This is a genomic window from Emcibacter nanhaiensis, from assembly GCF_006385175.1.
Classification (GTDB): Bacteria; Pseudomonadota; Alphaproteobacteria; order Sphingomonadales; family Emcibacteraceae; genus Emcibacter; species Emcibacter nanhaiensis.
On record NZ_VFIY01000018.1, the window covers coordinates 678,052 to 693,896 of the forward strand.

Annotated in this window: 14 protein-coding genes; 3 read left to right on the top strand and 11 right to left on the bottom strand. The window is 58.4% G+C overall.

Features of this window, described 5'->3' with window-relative positions; genetic code table 11:
* Nucleotides 1–44: 44 nt before the first annotated feature.
* The 3 genes from FIV46_RS17370 to FIV46_RS17380 are packed head-to-tail and all read right to left on the bottom strand — an operon-like array spanning nucleotide 45 to nucleotide 3,258.
* Nucleotides 45–1,100 (bottom strand): amidohydrolase family protein, encoded by a 1,056-nt coding sequence (locus FIV46_RS17370; protein WP_139942184.1) that lies wholly within the window; start codon nucleotides 1,098–1,100, stop codon nucleotides 45–47.
* Between the two features lie 5 nt (nucleotides 1,101–1,105).
* Nucleotides 1,106–2,539, bottom strand: coding sequence for an NAD-dependent succinate-semialdehyde dehydrogenase (locus tag FIV46_RS17375; protein ID WP_139942185.1), 1,434 nt, complete (start codon nucleotides 2,537–2,539; stop codon nucleotides 1,106–1,108).
* Nucleotides 2,536–3,258 (bottom strand): nuclear transport factor 2 family protein, encoded by a 723-nt coding sequence (locus FIV46_RS17380; RefSeq protein WP_139942186.1) that lies wholly within the window; start codon nucleotides 3,256–3,258, stop codon nucleotides 2,536–2,538. The genes FIV46_RS17375 and FIV46_RS17380 overlap by 4 nt, the downstream gene beginning before the upstream one ends.
* A 238-nt stretch (nucleotides 3,259–3,496) precedes the next feature.
* On the opposite strand from FIV46_RS17380, the gene FIV46_RS17385 reads away from it, so the two are divergent.
* Genes FIV46_RS17385 through FIV46_RS17395 form a run of 3 tightly spaced genes read left to right on the top strand, consistent with a single transcriptional unit; the run spans nucleotide 3,497 to nucleotide 6,722 of the window.
* A complete protein-coding gene (locus FIV46_RS17385) occupies nucleotides 3,497–4,855 on the top strand; it encodes a spinster family MFS transporter (RefSeq protein ID WP_139942187.1) in 1,359 nt (452 codons plus the stop codon).
* Between the two features lie 43 nt (nucleotides 4,856–4,898).
* Entirely contained in the window at nucleotides 4,899–5,807 is a 909-nt protein-coding gene (locus FIV46_RS17390) for an SDR family oxidoreductase (protein WP_139942188.1), read from the top strand.
* A 12-nt stretch (nucleotides 5,808–5,819) separates the two neighbouring features.
* Nucleotides 5,820–6,722, top strand: a complete 903-nt coding sequence (locus FIV46_RS17395) for an SDR family NAD(P)-dependent oxidoreductase (RefSeq protein ID WP_139942189.1) — start codon at nucleotides 5,820–5,822, stop codon at nucleotides 6,720–6,722.
* Nucleotides 6,723–6,796: 74 nt separating this feature from the next.
* On the opposite strand, the gene FIV46_RS17400 is transcribed toward FIV46_RS17395, so the two are convergent.
* The 8 genes from FIV46_RS17400 to FIV46_RS17435 all read right to left on the bottom strand — a co-directional run bounded on the left by FIV46_RS17400 (nucleotide 6,797) and on the right by FIV46_RS17435 (nucleotide 15,357).
* Nucleotides 6,797–7,558: a glutathione S-transferase family protein gene (locus FIV46_RS17400; RefSeq protein ID WP_139942190.1), complete on the bottom strand. Its 762-nt coding sequence runs from the start codon at nucleotides 7,556–7,558 to the stop codon at nucleotides 6,797–6,799.
* Nucleotides 7,559–7,561: 3 nt separating this feature from the next.
* Nucleotides 7,562–8,356, bottom strand: coding sequence for an SDR family NAD(P)-dependent oxidoreductase (locus tag FIV46_RS17405; RefSeq protein WP_139942191.1), 795 nt, complete (start codon nucleotides 8,354–8,356; stop codon nucleotides 7,562–7,564).
* Nucleotides 8,357–8,372: 16 nt separating this feature from the next.
* Nucleotides 8,373–9,242 carry an amidohydrolase family protein gene (locus tag FIV46_RS17410; RefSeq protein WP_181163292.1) on the bottom strand — a complete coding sequence of 290 codons (870 nt, stop codon included), beginning with the start codon at nucleotides 9,240–9,242 and terminating at the stop codon, nucleotides 8,373–8,375.
* A 68-nt stretch (nucleotides 9,243–9,310) separates the two neighbouring features.
* Nucleotides 9,311–10,819, bottom strand: a complete 1,509-nt coding sequence (locus FIV46_RS17415; protein WP_139942192.1) for an aldehyde dehydrogenase family protein — start codon at nucleotides 10,817–10,819, stop codon at nucleotides 9,311–9,313.
* Between the two features lie 34 nt (nucleotides 10,820–10,853).
* Nucleotides 10,854–11,513 carry a glutathione S-transferase family protein gene (locus FIV46_RS17420; RefSeq protein ID WP_139942193.1) on the bottom strand — a complete coding sequence of 220 codons (660 nt, stop codon included), beginning with the start codon at nucleotides 11,511–11,513 and terminating at the stop codon, nucleotides 10,854–10,856.
* A complete protein-coding gene (locus FIV46_RS17425; RefSeq protein ID WP_139942194.1) occupies nucleotides 11,510–13,621 on the bottom strand; it encodes a PQQ-dependent dehydrogenase, methanol/ethanol family in 2,112 nt (703 codons plus the stop codon). The genes FIV46_RS17420 and FIV46_RS17425 overlap by 4 nt, the downstream gene beginning before the upstream one ends.
* Nucleotides 13,622–13,810: 189 nt before the next feature.
* Nucleotides 13,811–14,590: a glutathione S-transferase family protein gene (locus FIV46_RS17430; RefSeq protein WP_139942195.1), complete on the bottom strand. Its 780-nt coding sequence runs from the start codon at nucleotides 14,588–14,590 to the stop codon at nucleotides 13,811–13,813.
* Nucleotides 14,590–15,357, bottom strand: a complete 768-nt coding sequence (locus FIV46_RS17435) for a glutathione S-transferase family protein (RefSeq protein ID WP_139942196.1) — start codon at nucleotides 15,355–15,357, stop codon at nucleotides 14,590–14,592. The genes FIV46_RS17430 and FIV46_RS17435 overlap by 1 nt, the downstream gene beginning before the upstream one ends.
* Nucleotides 15,358–15,845: the final 488 nt, after the last annotated feature.

Consider the following 15,845-nt stretch of genomic DNA (forward strand, 5'->3'; position numbering starts at 1 on the left):
CCTTTTATACTTGTCCCTAAATCGCCCTCCCCCGAGCGCCTTTATTACTTCAGATTAAAGACTCGCTCCGCATTTGTCTGCATCAGCTTCTTCTTCGTCTCGTCCGACACATCAAGCAGGTCATGGGCCCGCACTTCATCAGCCACATATTCATAGGGGTAATCCATGGCATACATGACCCGGTCTTCCCCCAGCACGTTCTGGGCAAACTTGATGGCCGGTTCCCAGGCCATGCCGCTGGTGGTGACACAGACGTTGGACTGCATATAGCCCTGGATGGTCTTTTTCAGGGGTTTCATGCGCTCATAGCGCTTGGCGCGCACCCCCGCCTGATGCATATAGTCGAGACGATACAGCCAGTAGGGTAAAGCTTCGCCCATATGGCCGACGATGATCTGCAGATCCGGGTATTTGTCAAAGATGCCGATGGTGATCAGGCGCAGCAGGTGCATGCCGGTTTCCACCCCGAAACCGAAAATGGCGCCGTCGAGCCCGGCTTCCAGCATCGGATCAATCATGCTGTCCGGCGGGGTCTGGGGATGGATATAGAGCGGCTGGCCGGTCTCCGCCAGAGCGCGGAAGATGGGATCGAATTTCTCCTCATCCAGATATTCGCCCTGGGTATGGCTGTTGACCATCACGCCCTTGAAGCCAAGGTCGGCGCCGCGTTTGATTTCCGCCGCGCTCCACTCCGGGTCCTGCGGCGCAATGCTGGTCATGCCGACAAAGCGGGTCGGATGAGCCTCGCACCGTTCGGCCAGATAGTCATTGGCCCGACGTACCATGCCTTTGGCTTCCTCAGCATCCAGCAGCGGCTGGACGCCGGGGGACGTCAGCGACAGGATCGCGACGTCAATGCCGGTGGAATCCATATCGGCCAGGCGCCGCTGGTCCAGATCCAGCAGCCGGTCCATGATCAGCATGGCCCGCTCGGACGGGGACGTCGCATAAAAGCCCCACAGCGACACCATACCCTTGTCGGCGGTGCCGTCCCTGACCATGCGCAGGTAGGCGTCAATCTGTTCCCGGGTGGCAAAGGCTTCCTCGGTGGCAATGCGCAGGTAGCCGCGATCGCCGCCGGTTTTCAGTTCATGTGTCATGTCAGTTATCCCTCGTGGACGGTTTTCATCACCAGACAGGCATCCAGGCCTTCCGGACCGTCTTCACAGCCATGACCGGACCATTTGACGCCACCGAACGGCGTATCCGCCCCGGCGATCATCACCGAGTTAATCCCCAGCATGCCGACCTCGATCTCTTCGGCCAGCCGCCGCTGCCGGGCGCTGTCCCGGGTCCAGGCATATCCGGCCAGACCGTATGGCAGGCGGTTGGCTTCGGCGATTGCTTCTTCCTCGGTCTTGAAGGGATTGATCAGGGCCACCGGACCGAACGGTTCCTCGTTCATGATCCGGGTATCAAGGGGGATATCGGACAGGACGGTCGGGGCATAGAAATAGCCCTGGTTGCCGATCCGCTTACCGCCGGTATGCAGTTTGGCGCCAGCATCCATCGCATCACCGATCAGCTGCTCCATGGCCTCGGGCCGGCGGGGATTGGCCATCGGCCCCATCTGGGTATCCGGGTCCAGGCCGTTGCCGACCCTGACGGCTTCCGCCCGTTCGGTAAAGCCTTTGACAAAACGCTCGTAAATGTCTTCCTGCACGATAAAGCGGGTGGAAGAGACGCAGACCTGTCCGGCATTGCGGAACTTGTGGGCCGCCATGACGTCAAGCGCCTGGTCGACGTCAGCATCCTTGAACACCAGCACCGGACCATGACCGCCCAGTTCCAGGGTGGTCCGCTTCATATCTTCTGCCGCAAGCTTGGCCAGATGCTTGCCGACCACGGTCGAGCCGGTAAAGGACAGCTTGCGGATAATGGGCGAGGCCAGCAGATGACGAGATACTTCATCCGGCACCCCGAAGACAGCCTGGGCCGCCTCTTTGGGCAGGCCTGCATCCAGCAGTGCCTGCAGGATTCCCAGCGCGGAAGCCGGGGCTTCCTCGGCCGCCTTCATAATGACCGAACAGCCGGCGGCAATGGGGGCGCCGAGCTTGCGGGCCGGATTGCCAAGCGGGAAGTTCCAGGGGGCAAAAGCCGCCACCGGTCCGACCGGCACCTTGGTGACCATGGAGCGCTGTCCACCTTCGGGACGGGTCAGTATACGGCCGTAAATGCGCTGGCACTCGCCTGCATAAAAATCAAACAGGCCGGCGCCGATCATCACCTCGATCCGCGCCTCGCCGAACGGCTTGCCTTCCTCCATGGTGGCATGGCGCGCCAGGTCATCGGCCCGTTCCCTGAGCAGGCGGGCCGCGCCCTGCAGCACGGCAGCACGTTCCTGCGGGGTGGACTTCTTCCAGATTTTGAAACCGCGATCCGCCGCCTCAAGGGCCCGGTCAAGGTCATCGGCATTGGCCAGCGGCAACTCGCCAAGGGGTTCCTCGGTCGCCGGATTAACCACCTGATGGGTGCGCCGCCCGCCACCGGACACGCGTTCACCATCAATAATCATATATAGTGAAGGATAGTCGCTCATTTTTCTGCCTTTTCGCGATCGATATCACCTTGCCAGCGTTCCGGCACGATGGGTTGCTTGGTTACCGGATGCACATTGTGGAACGGCACCACCTTGTGAGTCGGCCACAGCCAGACATCCTTTTTCAGTTCGTCAGGCCCGGTCGGGTCTTCCGGATAGGTGGTATCCAGGAACGGCACATACTGCGGACGGGTATTGGCCCAGCCGGTTTCGAAATCGGCATGCCACTGGGGACAGTAATTCAGCACATGAATCCGCCAGACACCATCTACCTTCTTGTATACATTTTCGTACAAACCGCCTTCCCACCATTGGCGGGGTTCGCCGTAATCCTTGTGGCGTCCGGCCTGCATCATACAGCGGAAACGCCCCAGGGCCGTCACCCCGTCATCCTGAATATCAACGATATCCTGAAGCTGCGGATGATCAAGGAGAAATCCGTCAATGGGACCGTTGTTGCCGTGCGTGAAATTTTTCTGGAACCGCTCCACATAAAGGCGGCGGGCCCCGGCATGGCCTTTGTAAATGCCGCCGAAGAAATGCACTTCACAGTCTTCGGTAAACAGCTCGACGGTCTCGTTGTAAAGGCACTTATCGATAAGGTATCCGTAGAGATGATGCAGTTTGCGAACGGCCTGCTCATCCTCCCGGACGGTCAAGCGACGGGTCAGCTCGGCCACCTGGTTCTCCAGTGCCCTGATGCGATCTGATTCAGACATTGATGCGCTCCTGTGTTATTATGTTTTCCGCCTCACTCCCAATCGGGCGGAACAGTATTACAAAAAGACTTATACCAAAAAAAATTAGTATGCAATACTAACTGATATTGCTATAAGACATTTATATGCACTGCTAACAGATTTTGAGAAAACGATAACAGCTGTTAGTATATATTGCATGCAAAAATATAAAAGTTAGGGAACAGCTTTAGTCTTATTAAGGGAGGTCGATGGACCTATGGACACTCAGAATCTGGATACTGTACATGTGGAGCCGGACTGGCCGAGCGCGCGACGCGGCTGGTATGCTGTGTTTGTCTTGACGCTGTCGCTTTTTGTGAATTTCCTCGATCGCGGCATCATCGCCCTGCTGGTCCCGAACATCAAGGCCGACCTGCAGCTGACCGATACCCAGCTAAGCCTGATCATGGGCTTTGCCTTTGTCCTGTTTTACATGTTCGCCGGCATTCCCATTGCCCGCTATGCCGACCACGGAAACCGAAGGAACCTGATCGCCATCGGCATGGCCCTGTGGGGCGGCGCCACGGCGCTGTGCGGCTTCGCCAAAAGTTTTGCCATGCTGTTTGCCTTCCGGGTCAGCGTCGGCATCGGTGAATCCTGTACCGGGCCGGCAAGCTATTCCCTGCTCGGCGACTATTTCCCGCCGCACAAGCTGCCCCGCGCCATCGCCTTTCTCAATTTCGGCTTTATCGCCGGTAACGGGCTGGCGATCCTCGTCGGTGGAACCATCATCGGTATCCTGGCTGCCAACGCGTCCTCCTTCACCCTGCCCCTGATCGGCGAACTGCGGGTCTGGCAGCTGGCTTTCATCCTGGTCGGCATCCCCGGCATCATTGTCGGTCTGATGATGCTGACCGTCCGGGAACCAGTTCGGCGGGTCGAGGGCGCACCCCCCTCACTGGGTGAAGTCAAAGATTTCCTCAAGGATAAGAGATGGATGTATGCGCCGTTGATTATCGGCATCGCGCTCAACACCATCGTTGCCGTGGGACACGCCAGCTGGGGCCCGACCTTTTTCATGCGCACCTATGGCTGGGCCGTGGAAACCGTTGGCCTGGTATCGGGCCTGACCTTCATTGTCGTTATGCCGTTCGGCGCCATGCTCGGCAGCATGATGGCGGAACGCTGGACCCGGGAAGGCCGGGCCGACGCCAACATGCGGGTGGTCATGTTTGCCCTGATCATCAGCCTGCCGTTTAATATCGCCGCCCCGCTGATGCCGCAGGGCTGGATGTCTGCAGGGCTTTTCGCCTTCGGCCTGTTTTTTACCGCCTTTCTGTTCGGCCCGCAGAATGCCGCCATCCAGCTGGCCACCCCAAATCGCATGCGCGGCATGATTTCGGCCCTGGTCCTGTTTGGCTTCAATGTGCTGGGCTATGGCCTTGGCCCGACCGTGCTGGCGCTGATCACCAACTATGTGTTCCAGGATGAAATGCAGATCGGCTACGCTATGGCCACCTGCTATGCGGTGTTCAGCCCGATCGCCATTATCGTGCTCTGGATCGCGATCAAGCCCTATGCGGACACCATCCGGGAACTGCACGGAACCGGAGTTCAGCCACAAGCCGCCGAATAAGTTCGGCAGCTCACTTAAATTCGAAAGATGTAGGAGAATTTGAATGCAAAATCTTTCCGGCAAAACTGCCTTTATCACCGGTGGTGCCAGCGGGATCGGCCTCGGCATTGCCAAGGCCTTGCTCAGCCGCGGTATGAACCTGGTCATCGCCGATATCCGCGATGATCACCTGGAAGACGCCCAGAAAGAACTGAACAGCCCGGACAAGGTGCTGGCCCTGAAGCTGGACGTCACTGATCGGGCTGCCTTCAAGGCTGCCGCCGACGCTGCCGAGGAACGTTTCGGCAAAATCCACATCCTGGTCAACAATGCCGGCGTCGCTGTGGTCGGACCGGTGGAGCAAGCCAGCTATGATGACTGGGACTGGACCATGGGCGTCAACCTGGACGGCACCATCAATGGCGTGGTCACCATGCTGCCGCGCATCCTCGCCCACGGCGAAGGCGGCCACATCGTCAACACCGCGTCCATGTCCGGCTTCCTGCCCCACCCGGGCACGGTGATTTACACCACCTCGAAAGCGGCCGTGATCGGCATGGCCGAAGCCATGCGCGCCGAGCTCGAAGGCCGGGGCGTGATCGTTTCCGCCTTCTGCCCGGGTCCGGTGCAGTCCAATATCGCCGAGGCCGGCAAAACCCGGCCGGACTCTATGTCCGACACCGGCTATGCAGAATCAGACAAGCGGCGCCAGCAGGGCGGTGACTTCTTCCATCTCTATAAAACCAAGGAAGAAATCGGTGAGCGGGTTGCCCAGGGCATCGAGAATGACGAGCTTTACATCCTGACCCACAGCGAATTCACCGAGGGCGTGGAGGCCCGCACCCAGGCCATGCGCGCCGCCGTGCCGGACAACCTGCCACAGAATGAGGAACTGAAACAGGTCTTTGCGCCGCTGTTTTTCAACCAGGCCCATGCGGATGAGCTGGAACGGCAGAAGAAGCTGAAGAAATAACGGAGACGTAACATGAAGGATTTTGCAGGACGTACCGCCTTCGTCACCGGCGGGGCCAACGGCATCGGCCTTGGTCTGGCCCGGGCGCTGCTCGACGAGGGCTGCAAGGTGGCCATCGCCGACATCCGCGAAGACAGCCTGGAAGCCGCGCTCAAGACCCTGGACAACCGCAACGTCATGGGCGTGAAGCTGGATGTGGCGTCCCGTGAAGGATATGCCAGGACAGCCGATGAGGTCGAGGAACAGATGGGCCCCGTCTCGCTGCTGTTCAACAATGCCGGCATCAACCTGTTCCAGACCATTGACGAAAGCACCTATGACGACTGGGACTGGGTGCTGGGCGTCAACCTGCATGGCGTGATCAACGGCATCCAGACCTTTGTCCCGCGCATGAAGGAACGCGGTCTCGGCGGGCACATTGTCAACACTGCGTCGATGGCGAGCTTCCTGTGCGGTCCGGCGCCGGGCATCTATAACTGTTCAAAGTTTGCCGTGCGCGGCATGTCCGAATCCCTGCGCTACAGCCTCGCCCCCCAGGGCATCGGCGTCTCCGTGCTGTGTCCGGGCCTGGTGAAAAGCTATATCTATGCCAGTGATTCCGTTCGTCCGGAAAATCTTGCCAACCGGGGCACCCCGGAAAACCAGGCCTTCACCGACCAGCTGGCCAATGTGCACCAGTATGGCATGGAGCCCGATGAAGTGGCCGCCAAGGTTTTGGACGCGATCCGGGCCAACCGCTTCTATATTTTCTCCCACCCGGAATTCAAGGAAGAGCTGCAGGAAGTGTTCGATGAAATCATTGCCGCTTTCCCGCCGATGGGAGATCTGGACGACAATGCCAAACAACGGCTTGAATTTGAAAAAGGCCGCCGGGAAAGTTACCGCAAGGCCCGCCAGGAAGCCCGGGGCGAATAGCCCTCTTCCTTTCACCAAACAAAAAAGCCGGACGATGGCAATCCGTCGTCCGGCTTTTCATTTGGTAAACTGTTTTATTTGGCGTGGCCGGTAAAGGTGCGCAGCGCCGGATTGGTATGGTCCGGCATTTCCAGCGCCGCTTTCACGCCGGGGCGGGCAGTCATGCGATCACGCCATTCCACCAGCCGGGGCGCCCGGTTCGGAATATCCATTTCCGGGAACATGCGTTCCACCATCATGCCGCAATGGCAATAGAAGTTGATGTCGGCCAGGGTATACATGTCGCCGGCCAGCCAAGCGCTCTTGCCGAGCTGGTCTTCCACTTTGTCCACAGCCGCCTCGATCTTGGCCGTCGCGTCCGCCAGCTGTTCTTCGGTAAAGCCGGCGCGGGCGGTTTTCCATTTCTTGCGCTGGTCGGCGAGCGGGATCCGCTCCATCAGCTTTTCGAATTCGCCGCTTTCGATGCCGCGGGCAATCACACCGACCATGCGGTGCCAGCCGTGCATGGACACATGGTTCATGACATGTTCGTCAATGAATTTGTTCCAGAAACGCATGCGGGCCTTGCCCACCGGATCATAGGGGCGCAGGGGGATTTCCGGAAACACGTCTTCCAGATATTCATTGATCACCGTGGTATGGGTAATGATGGTGCCGTTATGGTCCAGCACCGGCACCTGGCCTTCCGGATTGATCTTGATGAACCATTCCTCATGCTGTTCGAATTTATGCAGGTCCACATAAACGCTTTCGAACTCCAGTCCCTTTTCCTTCAGCGGAATCATCGACTTCAGCGAATTCGCCGCCGGTTCCGCGTGATAATATTTCAGAGCCATGCTCTATCCTCCAGTAATGATTGTTCCCAGAATGCCGCCATCAACCGCCCAGGACTGCCCGTTTACATAACGGGCGGCATCGGACAGCAGAAAAGCAGCCACATTCCCTAATTCCTCTGACGTGCCCACACGCCCCTGCGGGGCCATGCGACCTATTATTTTTAATCCTTCGTCATAGTTGCCGCCGCCCAGCTGGTCGGCTAGGTCGGTCAGCATTTCGGACTCAATCACCCCCGGCAGGATGCAGTTAACCCGGACGTTGTGGCGGGCTACCTCGGCCGCGGCCGAACGCACCACGCCCAGCACCGCATGCTTGGAGGCGTTATAGCCCACCGTATCGGAAAAGCCCCGTTCGCTGGCCAGGGATCCGGTGGCCAGGATAGCGCCGTCCCGGCGCTCAATCATGGACGGCAACACCCGCTTCATGGCCCAGAACAGGCTTTTCAGGTTCAGGGTCATGATGTCGTCGAAGTCTTCGTCGCTATAGTCAACGATCGAGGCCCTGGGGCCGCCGGCACCAGCGTTGGCGAACAGGCCGTCAACGGGACCAAAACGCTCCTCGGCGGCATCAATGGAGGCGATCACCTGGTCCCGCACCGACATGTCGGCGGCATAATAGTCCGCCTCACCGCCGGCCTGGCGGATTTCCTCTACCGCCTCGGCCAGCCTGGCTTCCCGGCGCGCCACCAGCATGACCCGCGCGCCAAGCCCGGCCATCACCTTGGCCGCGCCCAGGCCGATGCCGCTGGAGCCACCGGTGACGATGATATGCTTGCCGTCGAGGGTGAAGTTGTTCATTCCGGATCCGAAACTCTTACTTAAGACCCAGGACCCGGGCCGCATTTTCCTTGAGGATCAGCGGCAGCACTTCTTCCTTGAAGCCCACTTCCTTGGCGGCCTTGATCCAGGCCTGGGGCGTGATCAGCGGGAAGTCGGAGCCGAACAGCATTTTGTGCCGCAGCTGACCGTTGGCATAACGGATCACTTGCGGCGGGAAATATTTCGGCGACCAGCCGGACAGGTCGATAAACACATTGTCCTTGTGCAGGGCCATGGACAGGCTCTCATCGGTCCAGGGCCAGCTCGGGTGTGCCATGATGAATTTCATATCCGGGAAATCGGCCGCCGCGTCGTCCACCAGCATCGGCTGGCCGTATTTCAGCTTCACGCCGCCGCCACCGGGCATGCCGGTGCCCATGCCGGAATGGCCGGTATGGAACACGGCCGGCAACTTGTATTCGGCAATCACTTCATACAAAGGATAGGCCATGCGGTCGGACGGATGGAAGTCCTGCATCGGCGGATGGAACTTGAAGCCCTTGACGCCATATTCCTCGATCAGCATGCGGGCTTCCCGCGCGCCATATTTACCCTTGTGGGGATCGATGGAGGCAAAGGGGATCATGATATCTGAATTGTCGCGGGCAAATTCGGCGATTTCCTCGTTGCGGATGCGCTTTGCCCCGAAGGCGGATTCAATGTCCACCGTAAACATGACAAAGGCCACATTCTGCTCCCGGTACAGCTCGATGGTCTCGGGAATGGTGGGCCGCTTTCGATCAGCCTTGAAATATTTGGACGTGGCATCCATGAATTCGCTCATCACCGGATCTTCGGGATCACAGCAGGACACTTCCGCATGCACATGCACATCAATGGCAATGAATTTATCAAGGTCGATCATCTGGTTTCTCTATTTCTTATCAACGGACAAAAAGCCCCTCCCCCGGAAGGGAGGGGCCGAAGGACTGATTACAGCTGAATAATAACGCTCTTCAGCTCGGTATAGGCTTCAACGCCCTGGCGGGCCTGCTCGCGGCCGAGGCCGGACTGTTTAAAGCCGCCAAACGGCAGAGCCGGGTCGATCACGCCGTGGCAGTTGCCCCACACGGTACCGGCCTTGATTTTGGCAGCCAGCCTGTGCATGGCGGTCACATCCTTGGTCCAGATGCCGGCGCCGAGGCCGTAGCAGGTGTCGTTGGCAGCCTTGGCCACTTCGTCGATGTCGTCAAAGCGCTGGGCCACCACAACCGGGCCGAAGATTTCTTCCTGCACCACGCTCATGTCCGGCTTCACATCCACCAGCACGGTCGGGTTCACATAGTAACCGTCGGCAGACGGAGCGTCGCCACCCACGGCCACGGAAGCCCCGGCTTTCTTACCGGCTTCAATGTAGCCCATGACGCGATTGAACTGCTCGTCGGACACCAGCGGGCCCATGTGAGCTTCCGGATCCAGGGACGGCCGCGGGGACCAGAAGTCAGCCGCACCGGCCACGCCTTCGATCACTTTGTCGAAGATGGAGCTGTGAGCGAACAGACGGGAACCGGCAACACAAACCTGGCCGGAGTTAAAGAAGATCGCACCGGCACAACCGGCACCGGCAGAGGCCACATCCACATCAGGCATCACCACAACCGGGGACTTGCCGCCCAATTCCAGGGTCACCCGTTTCAGAGTATCGGTCGCATTCTTGTTGATGATCTTGCCCACTTCAGTGGAACCGGTGAAGGCGACTTTGTCCACATCGGGGTGTTTAACCAAGGCGTCACCGGCGGTATGGCCGTAACCGGTGATGATGTTGATAACCCCCGGCGGGAAACCGGCTTCGGCCACCAGGTCGGCCATGCGCAGGGCGGTGAGCGAAGTCTGCTCGGCCGGCTTCAGGATCAGGGTACAACCGGCAGCCAGGGCCGGAGCCACTTTCAGGACCGCCATCAGCAGCGGGAAGTTCCAGGGCACGATCTGGGCGGCAACGCCGACCGGCTCGCGACGGACATAGCTGTGCACGGTGCCGCGCGGCATCGCCATCGGCTCGATCATGTCACCGCCGAGCTTGGTGGCCCAGCCGGCCATATAATGCATCATGCCGGCAGAGGCGGGAATATCCACCGCACCGGCCATGCCTTTGGGCTTACCGTTGTCGATGGCTTCCAGTTCGGCCAGTTCGTCGGCATTCTGGCTGATCAGGTCGGCCAGCTTGTGCATCATGGTTTCACGGGCGATCGGCGGCAGGTCGGACCAGCGGCCGTCGTCAAAGGCGGCGCGGGCGGCGGCGACAGCACGATCAACGTCTGCCTTTGTGGCTTCGGAAATCTGGCTGACTTCCTGGCCGCTTGACGGGTCAACCACGGCGATAGTTTCGTCACCGGAGGGGCTGACCCATTCATTGTTGATAAAGTGCGCCGGCTTGCGGTCCAGGGCTTTCTGAGCTTTCTCGGAATAAGAAAACTGCTTGTAAATATTGCTCATTTCATTCATGACATGCTTCCTGCTTTTGAGTTCAGTTATTCATTCAGACTAAAAGTTTTTTGCCGCCTTCAAGGGTCTTGTCGTCCTGGGCGCCCAGGTCGGTTGGCGGCGGAACCATTTTGCCTCTCTGCACCGCGGGGCGGGAACCGACCAGGTCGATCCAGCGCTGCAGGTCATCAAGGCCATCGATATTGACTCCGGACCAGGCATAGGCATGGGCCCATGTCCAGTTGGCGATATCGGCAATGGAATAATCGCCGGCCAGATATTCATTGTCGGCCAGGCGGGTGTTCAGTACTTCCAGCAGGCGACGAGTCTCCCGCTGGTATCGTTCGATGGCGGCCGGAATTTTTTCCGGGAAATAGCGGTAAAATACATTGGCCTGCCCCATCATCGGGCCAAGGCCGCCGATCTGGAACATCAGCCACTGGGTCACCAGGCTTCTGCCCTTGATATCGGTCGGCATCAGCTTGCCGGTTTTCTCCGCCAGATACATGAGTATAGCACCGGATTCGAAAACCGTGAAACCATCATCGTCAATGGCCGGAATACGGCCATTGGGATTGATCTTGAGGTACCAGGGTTCCTTCTGCTCCCCCTTGCTGAGCTGGATGTGGTGGACTTCATAGGGAAGCTCCAATTCCTCCAGGGCAATGGAGGCTTTCCAGCCGTTCGGGGTTTCAGAAGTATAAAGTTTGATCATTCTGTTTGCTCCAATGCTTTGTCTTCGTTCGCCCGCTTGATCACATAGTGGCGAATGCTCTGGGCCTGTTCCTCGGAGATCACCGGGGCAAAGGACACCATTCCGTTGTCTTTCAGGGCGCCGTCGATGACGACCATTTTCCAGCTTTCCTCATCGAACAGCAGGCCGCTGTAGCGCAGGTCGGGGGTAATGCCCCCGGCGACAGCGGCATCGCCGTGGCAGACGCCACAGAAACGACCGAAAAGCTTGGCACCCTCAGCAACCACTTCCGCGCTCGCGGTCAACGGCGGCGGATCAAGCGGCATTTCATTGAGCGGCGGCATCGGCGGCAATTCGGCTGTGCCGTTCAGTTTAAAGACCAAAAGACGGCTGATGTTGCGGACCGGACCGGACACATCCGCCAGCACACCGGTAGCCAGCGGCCAGACCCCGCCCCAACCGGCAAGCACGGCCACATATTGTTCACCGTCAATGGTATAGGTTACAGGGGCGGCCAGGATGCCGGTCTGGGCCGGGAACGACCAGAGTTCCTTACCCGTATCCGAAGCATAGGCCTCAAACTTGCTGGAGGCATTGCCCTGGAAAACCAGGCCGCCGCCGGTGGCCAGCAGGCCGCCATTCCACGGCCCCGGGAAACTCACCTGCCAGCGTGCCTTCTGCGCCACCGGATCCCAGGCGATCAGGGCGCCGGTCGTTGCTTTCCGGGCGGCATCACGCACTTCCTCGATCGCCGGCATGGCGCCGGCGGCCATATCGATACCGACGTTAAAGCCCATGGCGGCCGGCTTCCAGTTTTCGTCCGGGAAATAGGGGAAGCCTGCCAGCTTGGCCGGAATAAAGACCAGGTTCTGGTCCGGATCATAGGCCATCGGCTGCCAGTTGTGGCCGCCACTGGCGCCAGGAGAGCCAAAGAAGGGCTTGCCGGTTTTATAATAACGGGCCTCAGGCTTTTCGATGGGACGTCCGGTCTCCATATCGATCCCTTCGGCCCAGTTGACCGGGATGTAATTATTGGCGGAAATCAGTTCGCCAGTTGCCCGGTCAAGCACATAGAAGAAGCCGTTTTTCGGCGCCTGCATCAGCACCTTGCGTTTCTTGCCGTCGATTTCCATATCGGCCAGCATGATATGCTGCGTCGCGGTAAAGTCCCAGGTTTCGCCCGGCGTGGTCTGATAGTGCCAGACATATTCACCGGTTTCCGGCCGCAAAGCGACAATGGAGGACAGATAGAGGTTATCGCCGCCGCCCGGAGACCGGTAGGACTGGTTCCAGGGCGAGCCGTTGCCGACCCCGATATAGAGAAGGTCAAGATCCGGATCATAGGCCATGGAATCCCAGACAGTGCCGCCGCCGCCAAGCTTCCACCATTCGCCGTTCCAGGTTGCTACTGCCTTTTCCAGATACTCCGGCTGCGGGCCGTTTTCCGGATTGTCCGGCACGGTATAGAAACGCCACAGCTGATCGCCGGTCTTGGCGTCATAGGCGGTGATATAGCCGCGCACCCCCATCTCGGCGCCGCTGTTGCCGATGATGATCTTGCCATCAATGGCAATGGGCGCCTGGGTAATCGTATAGGATTTGGACTGGTCAACGGTGACCACGCTCCAGTTCACGGTCCCGGTTTTGCGGTCGAGCGAAATCAGCCGGCCGTCCAGGGTGCCGAAATACAGGTTGTCGCCCCAGGCGGTCATGCCGCGGTTGACCACGTCACAGCAGCCTTTCACCGCCGTCTCGCCCGGCACTTCAGGGTCAAATTCCCACAACAGGGCGCCGGTGGCGCCGTCATAGGCTTTCACTTTGGACCAGGCAGTTGAGAAATAGAGATTGCCGTCAATCACCAGGGGGGTAGCCTCCTGGCCGCGGGCGGTATCCATATCCGCGTACCAGGCCAGGCCGAGTGAGGAGACATTGGACTGATTGATCAGGTGCGCGGGGCTGTAGCGCTGTTGATTATAGGTGCGGCCATAGGTCAGCCAGCTCGACGTGTTGCCGGCGGCAGACAGCAGGGCGTCCCGGTCAACACCGCCGGAAGAAACCTTCTGCTCTTCATCACCGCCGCAACCGGCAAGCACCAGGGTCGCCGCAATCAGCAATCTTTTTATCATCATCTCTCATGTCCTCCCAAAATTCAGCGGTTACTCAAAATTCCGGCACTCTCCCAAAATTTCCGGACTCAAACGCTACTATATCAAACGTTAGTATTCCATACTTTTTACGTTCCGCGCGTCAGCCTGGATCTCACCGGGAGAAACTTTGGGCCCGCAACATAAGATGCTGCGCGCCCCCAGTCTGGAATTTTATCCCCAGCGGTTAATTTCAGGTCCGGGCGCCCAGCTTTTTTCCGGCTCGGCCACTGTCGCACGGGACAAGGCCTGCTGCACGGAAGACCGGTTACGCACCCGCTCCATCCAGGCCCGGGTTTGCTCAGCATTTTCGAAAGCCGACGGCACCAGTTCGACCATGCCGGCCAGCCAGGAATAGGTTTCCAGGTCAGCCATGCTGAAGTCGCCCATCAGCCAGTCGCGCCCGTCAAGCCGGCCTTCGACTTTCTCCACCGCGGCGACAACCTTGCTTTGGGAATCTTCCACCTGCTCGTCGGAGAAATTTCCGGCCCGCACATCGCGCCAGCGCTGCGCCAGGTCTTCACTGGCAATTTTACCGACTCGCGCCTCGAAATCGCCCTCTTCCAGACCGGCAAGCGGCTCCTGAAGATAGGCGCGAACGCCGAGATAGGCGGCAGCCGGGGCCAGGCGCTCAATGATCTGGCGACACCAGGTCATCACTTCCCAGCACCCGTAGGAATCCTCGGGCACCAGCGCCGTGCCGCTGCCGATATCGTCAAAATAGCGGGCGATAAAAACGGAATCCGCGAGCGGTTCACCGTTCACCACCAGAACAGGGCCTTCCCCCTCGACGCTCATGTTTACCTCAACGCTTTGCTCGCATTTGTCGCCATGGCGTTCGGCCATCGCCAGGTCAATATACACCAGGTCAGCGTCGAGATTCTTTTCCGAGAGCGCAGCAAGAACCGACAGAGAGGGACCATTGGGTTCACCGTGATAAAGTTTCATCGTCATTAGTTTGCTCCCCGCTCAAGAATATGCACCCGTTTGACCATGTCCGTCTTGCCCATACTCCAGATATATTTGGTGGCCGGACGTTCATAGATTTTCCGCAGCCACTCCATGATGTGCGGCGTGCGTTCATCATTGGCCAGTTCCGGCTGGGACAGCGGCAGGGCGTAGCCCAGGTTAAAGCCGTTCACATCGGCCAGGCTGTATTCATCACTGGCCAGCCATTTGTGCTTGGACAGCTCAGTCTCAAGCATATCAATGCCCACGGACACGCGACGCATGGATTCGGTCATTTCCTCTTCGCTGAAGGTGCCGTAAATAGCCTTGCGCCAGGCAATGCGGCGCTCACGCATCGGGATGCGGTCAATGGCGGCTTTCAGCTCTTCGGGGTCCTTGCTGCGCACGGACGGCCCGACGAAGAAACTCCAGCCGATCATGCTGAAGGACGGCGCCAGCCACTGGTCCATGAATTTCATCCACCAGCGCACCCGCAGACGATCATAGGGGTCTTCCGGCATCAGCGCCGGGCCATCAAAGGTCTCATCCACATACTCCATAATGGCTGTGGACTCGGTCAGAACCTTGTCTCCGTGCAGCATGGCGGGAATAGTTCCCTGCGGATTGATCTCGAGATACTCCGGCTTGTGCTGATCGAAATTCAGAAGATCGAGGTAATGACTCTTAAATTGGACACCTTTTTCGGCCAAAGCGAGCATGGGCTTACCCGAATTTGCGTTCGGCTCCCAGTGAAACAGCGTGACATCCGTCATGTTTTTTCCGCCTCCCTTGTTTGCGGCAGTTACCTTTTTGTCCGGCAGCCCTTCCAGCCGCCATTTCATCCCCGTTCGAAGTCCGGTCTCCTCTGAGATATACCTGACGAGAGACCTTCTTCCCTGCCCAGCTCATTTCCGTACAAAAATGAACCAAGCCGTTGATTCCAAATAAGTTTAAACTATCCTGTTTTTAGGGAAGAACAGACATGGGAAAAAGTCAGAACCAGGCTCCGCCCATAGAACAGACCCCGGTGTCCCCCAAGTTGACTTCGCCCTTCTCCACTATTGACTAGTTTATCTCATATTTGTATTTTTAATTTGTGTTACATACAGTTTTTTTAACTAACATGTCAAGCCAATTAGAGCAAATATATTCGCAACACATGTTATCAAAATTTACTCAAATTGGATACAACTTGACAAAATAACAATAAAAAAATTTTCGGGAGACAAAACGGGCAAACAGCCCATTCACCCCTGTATGT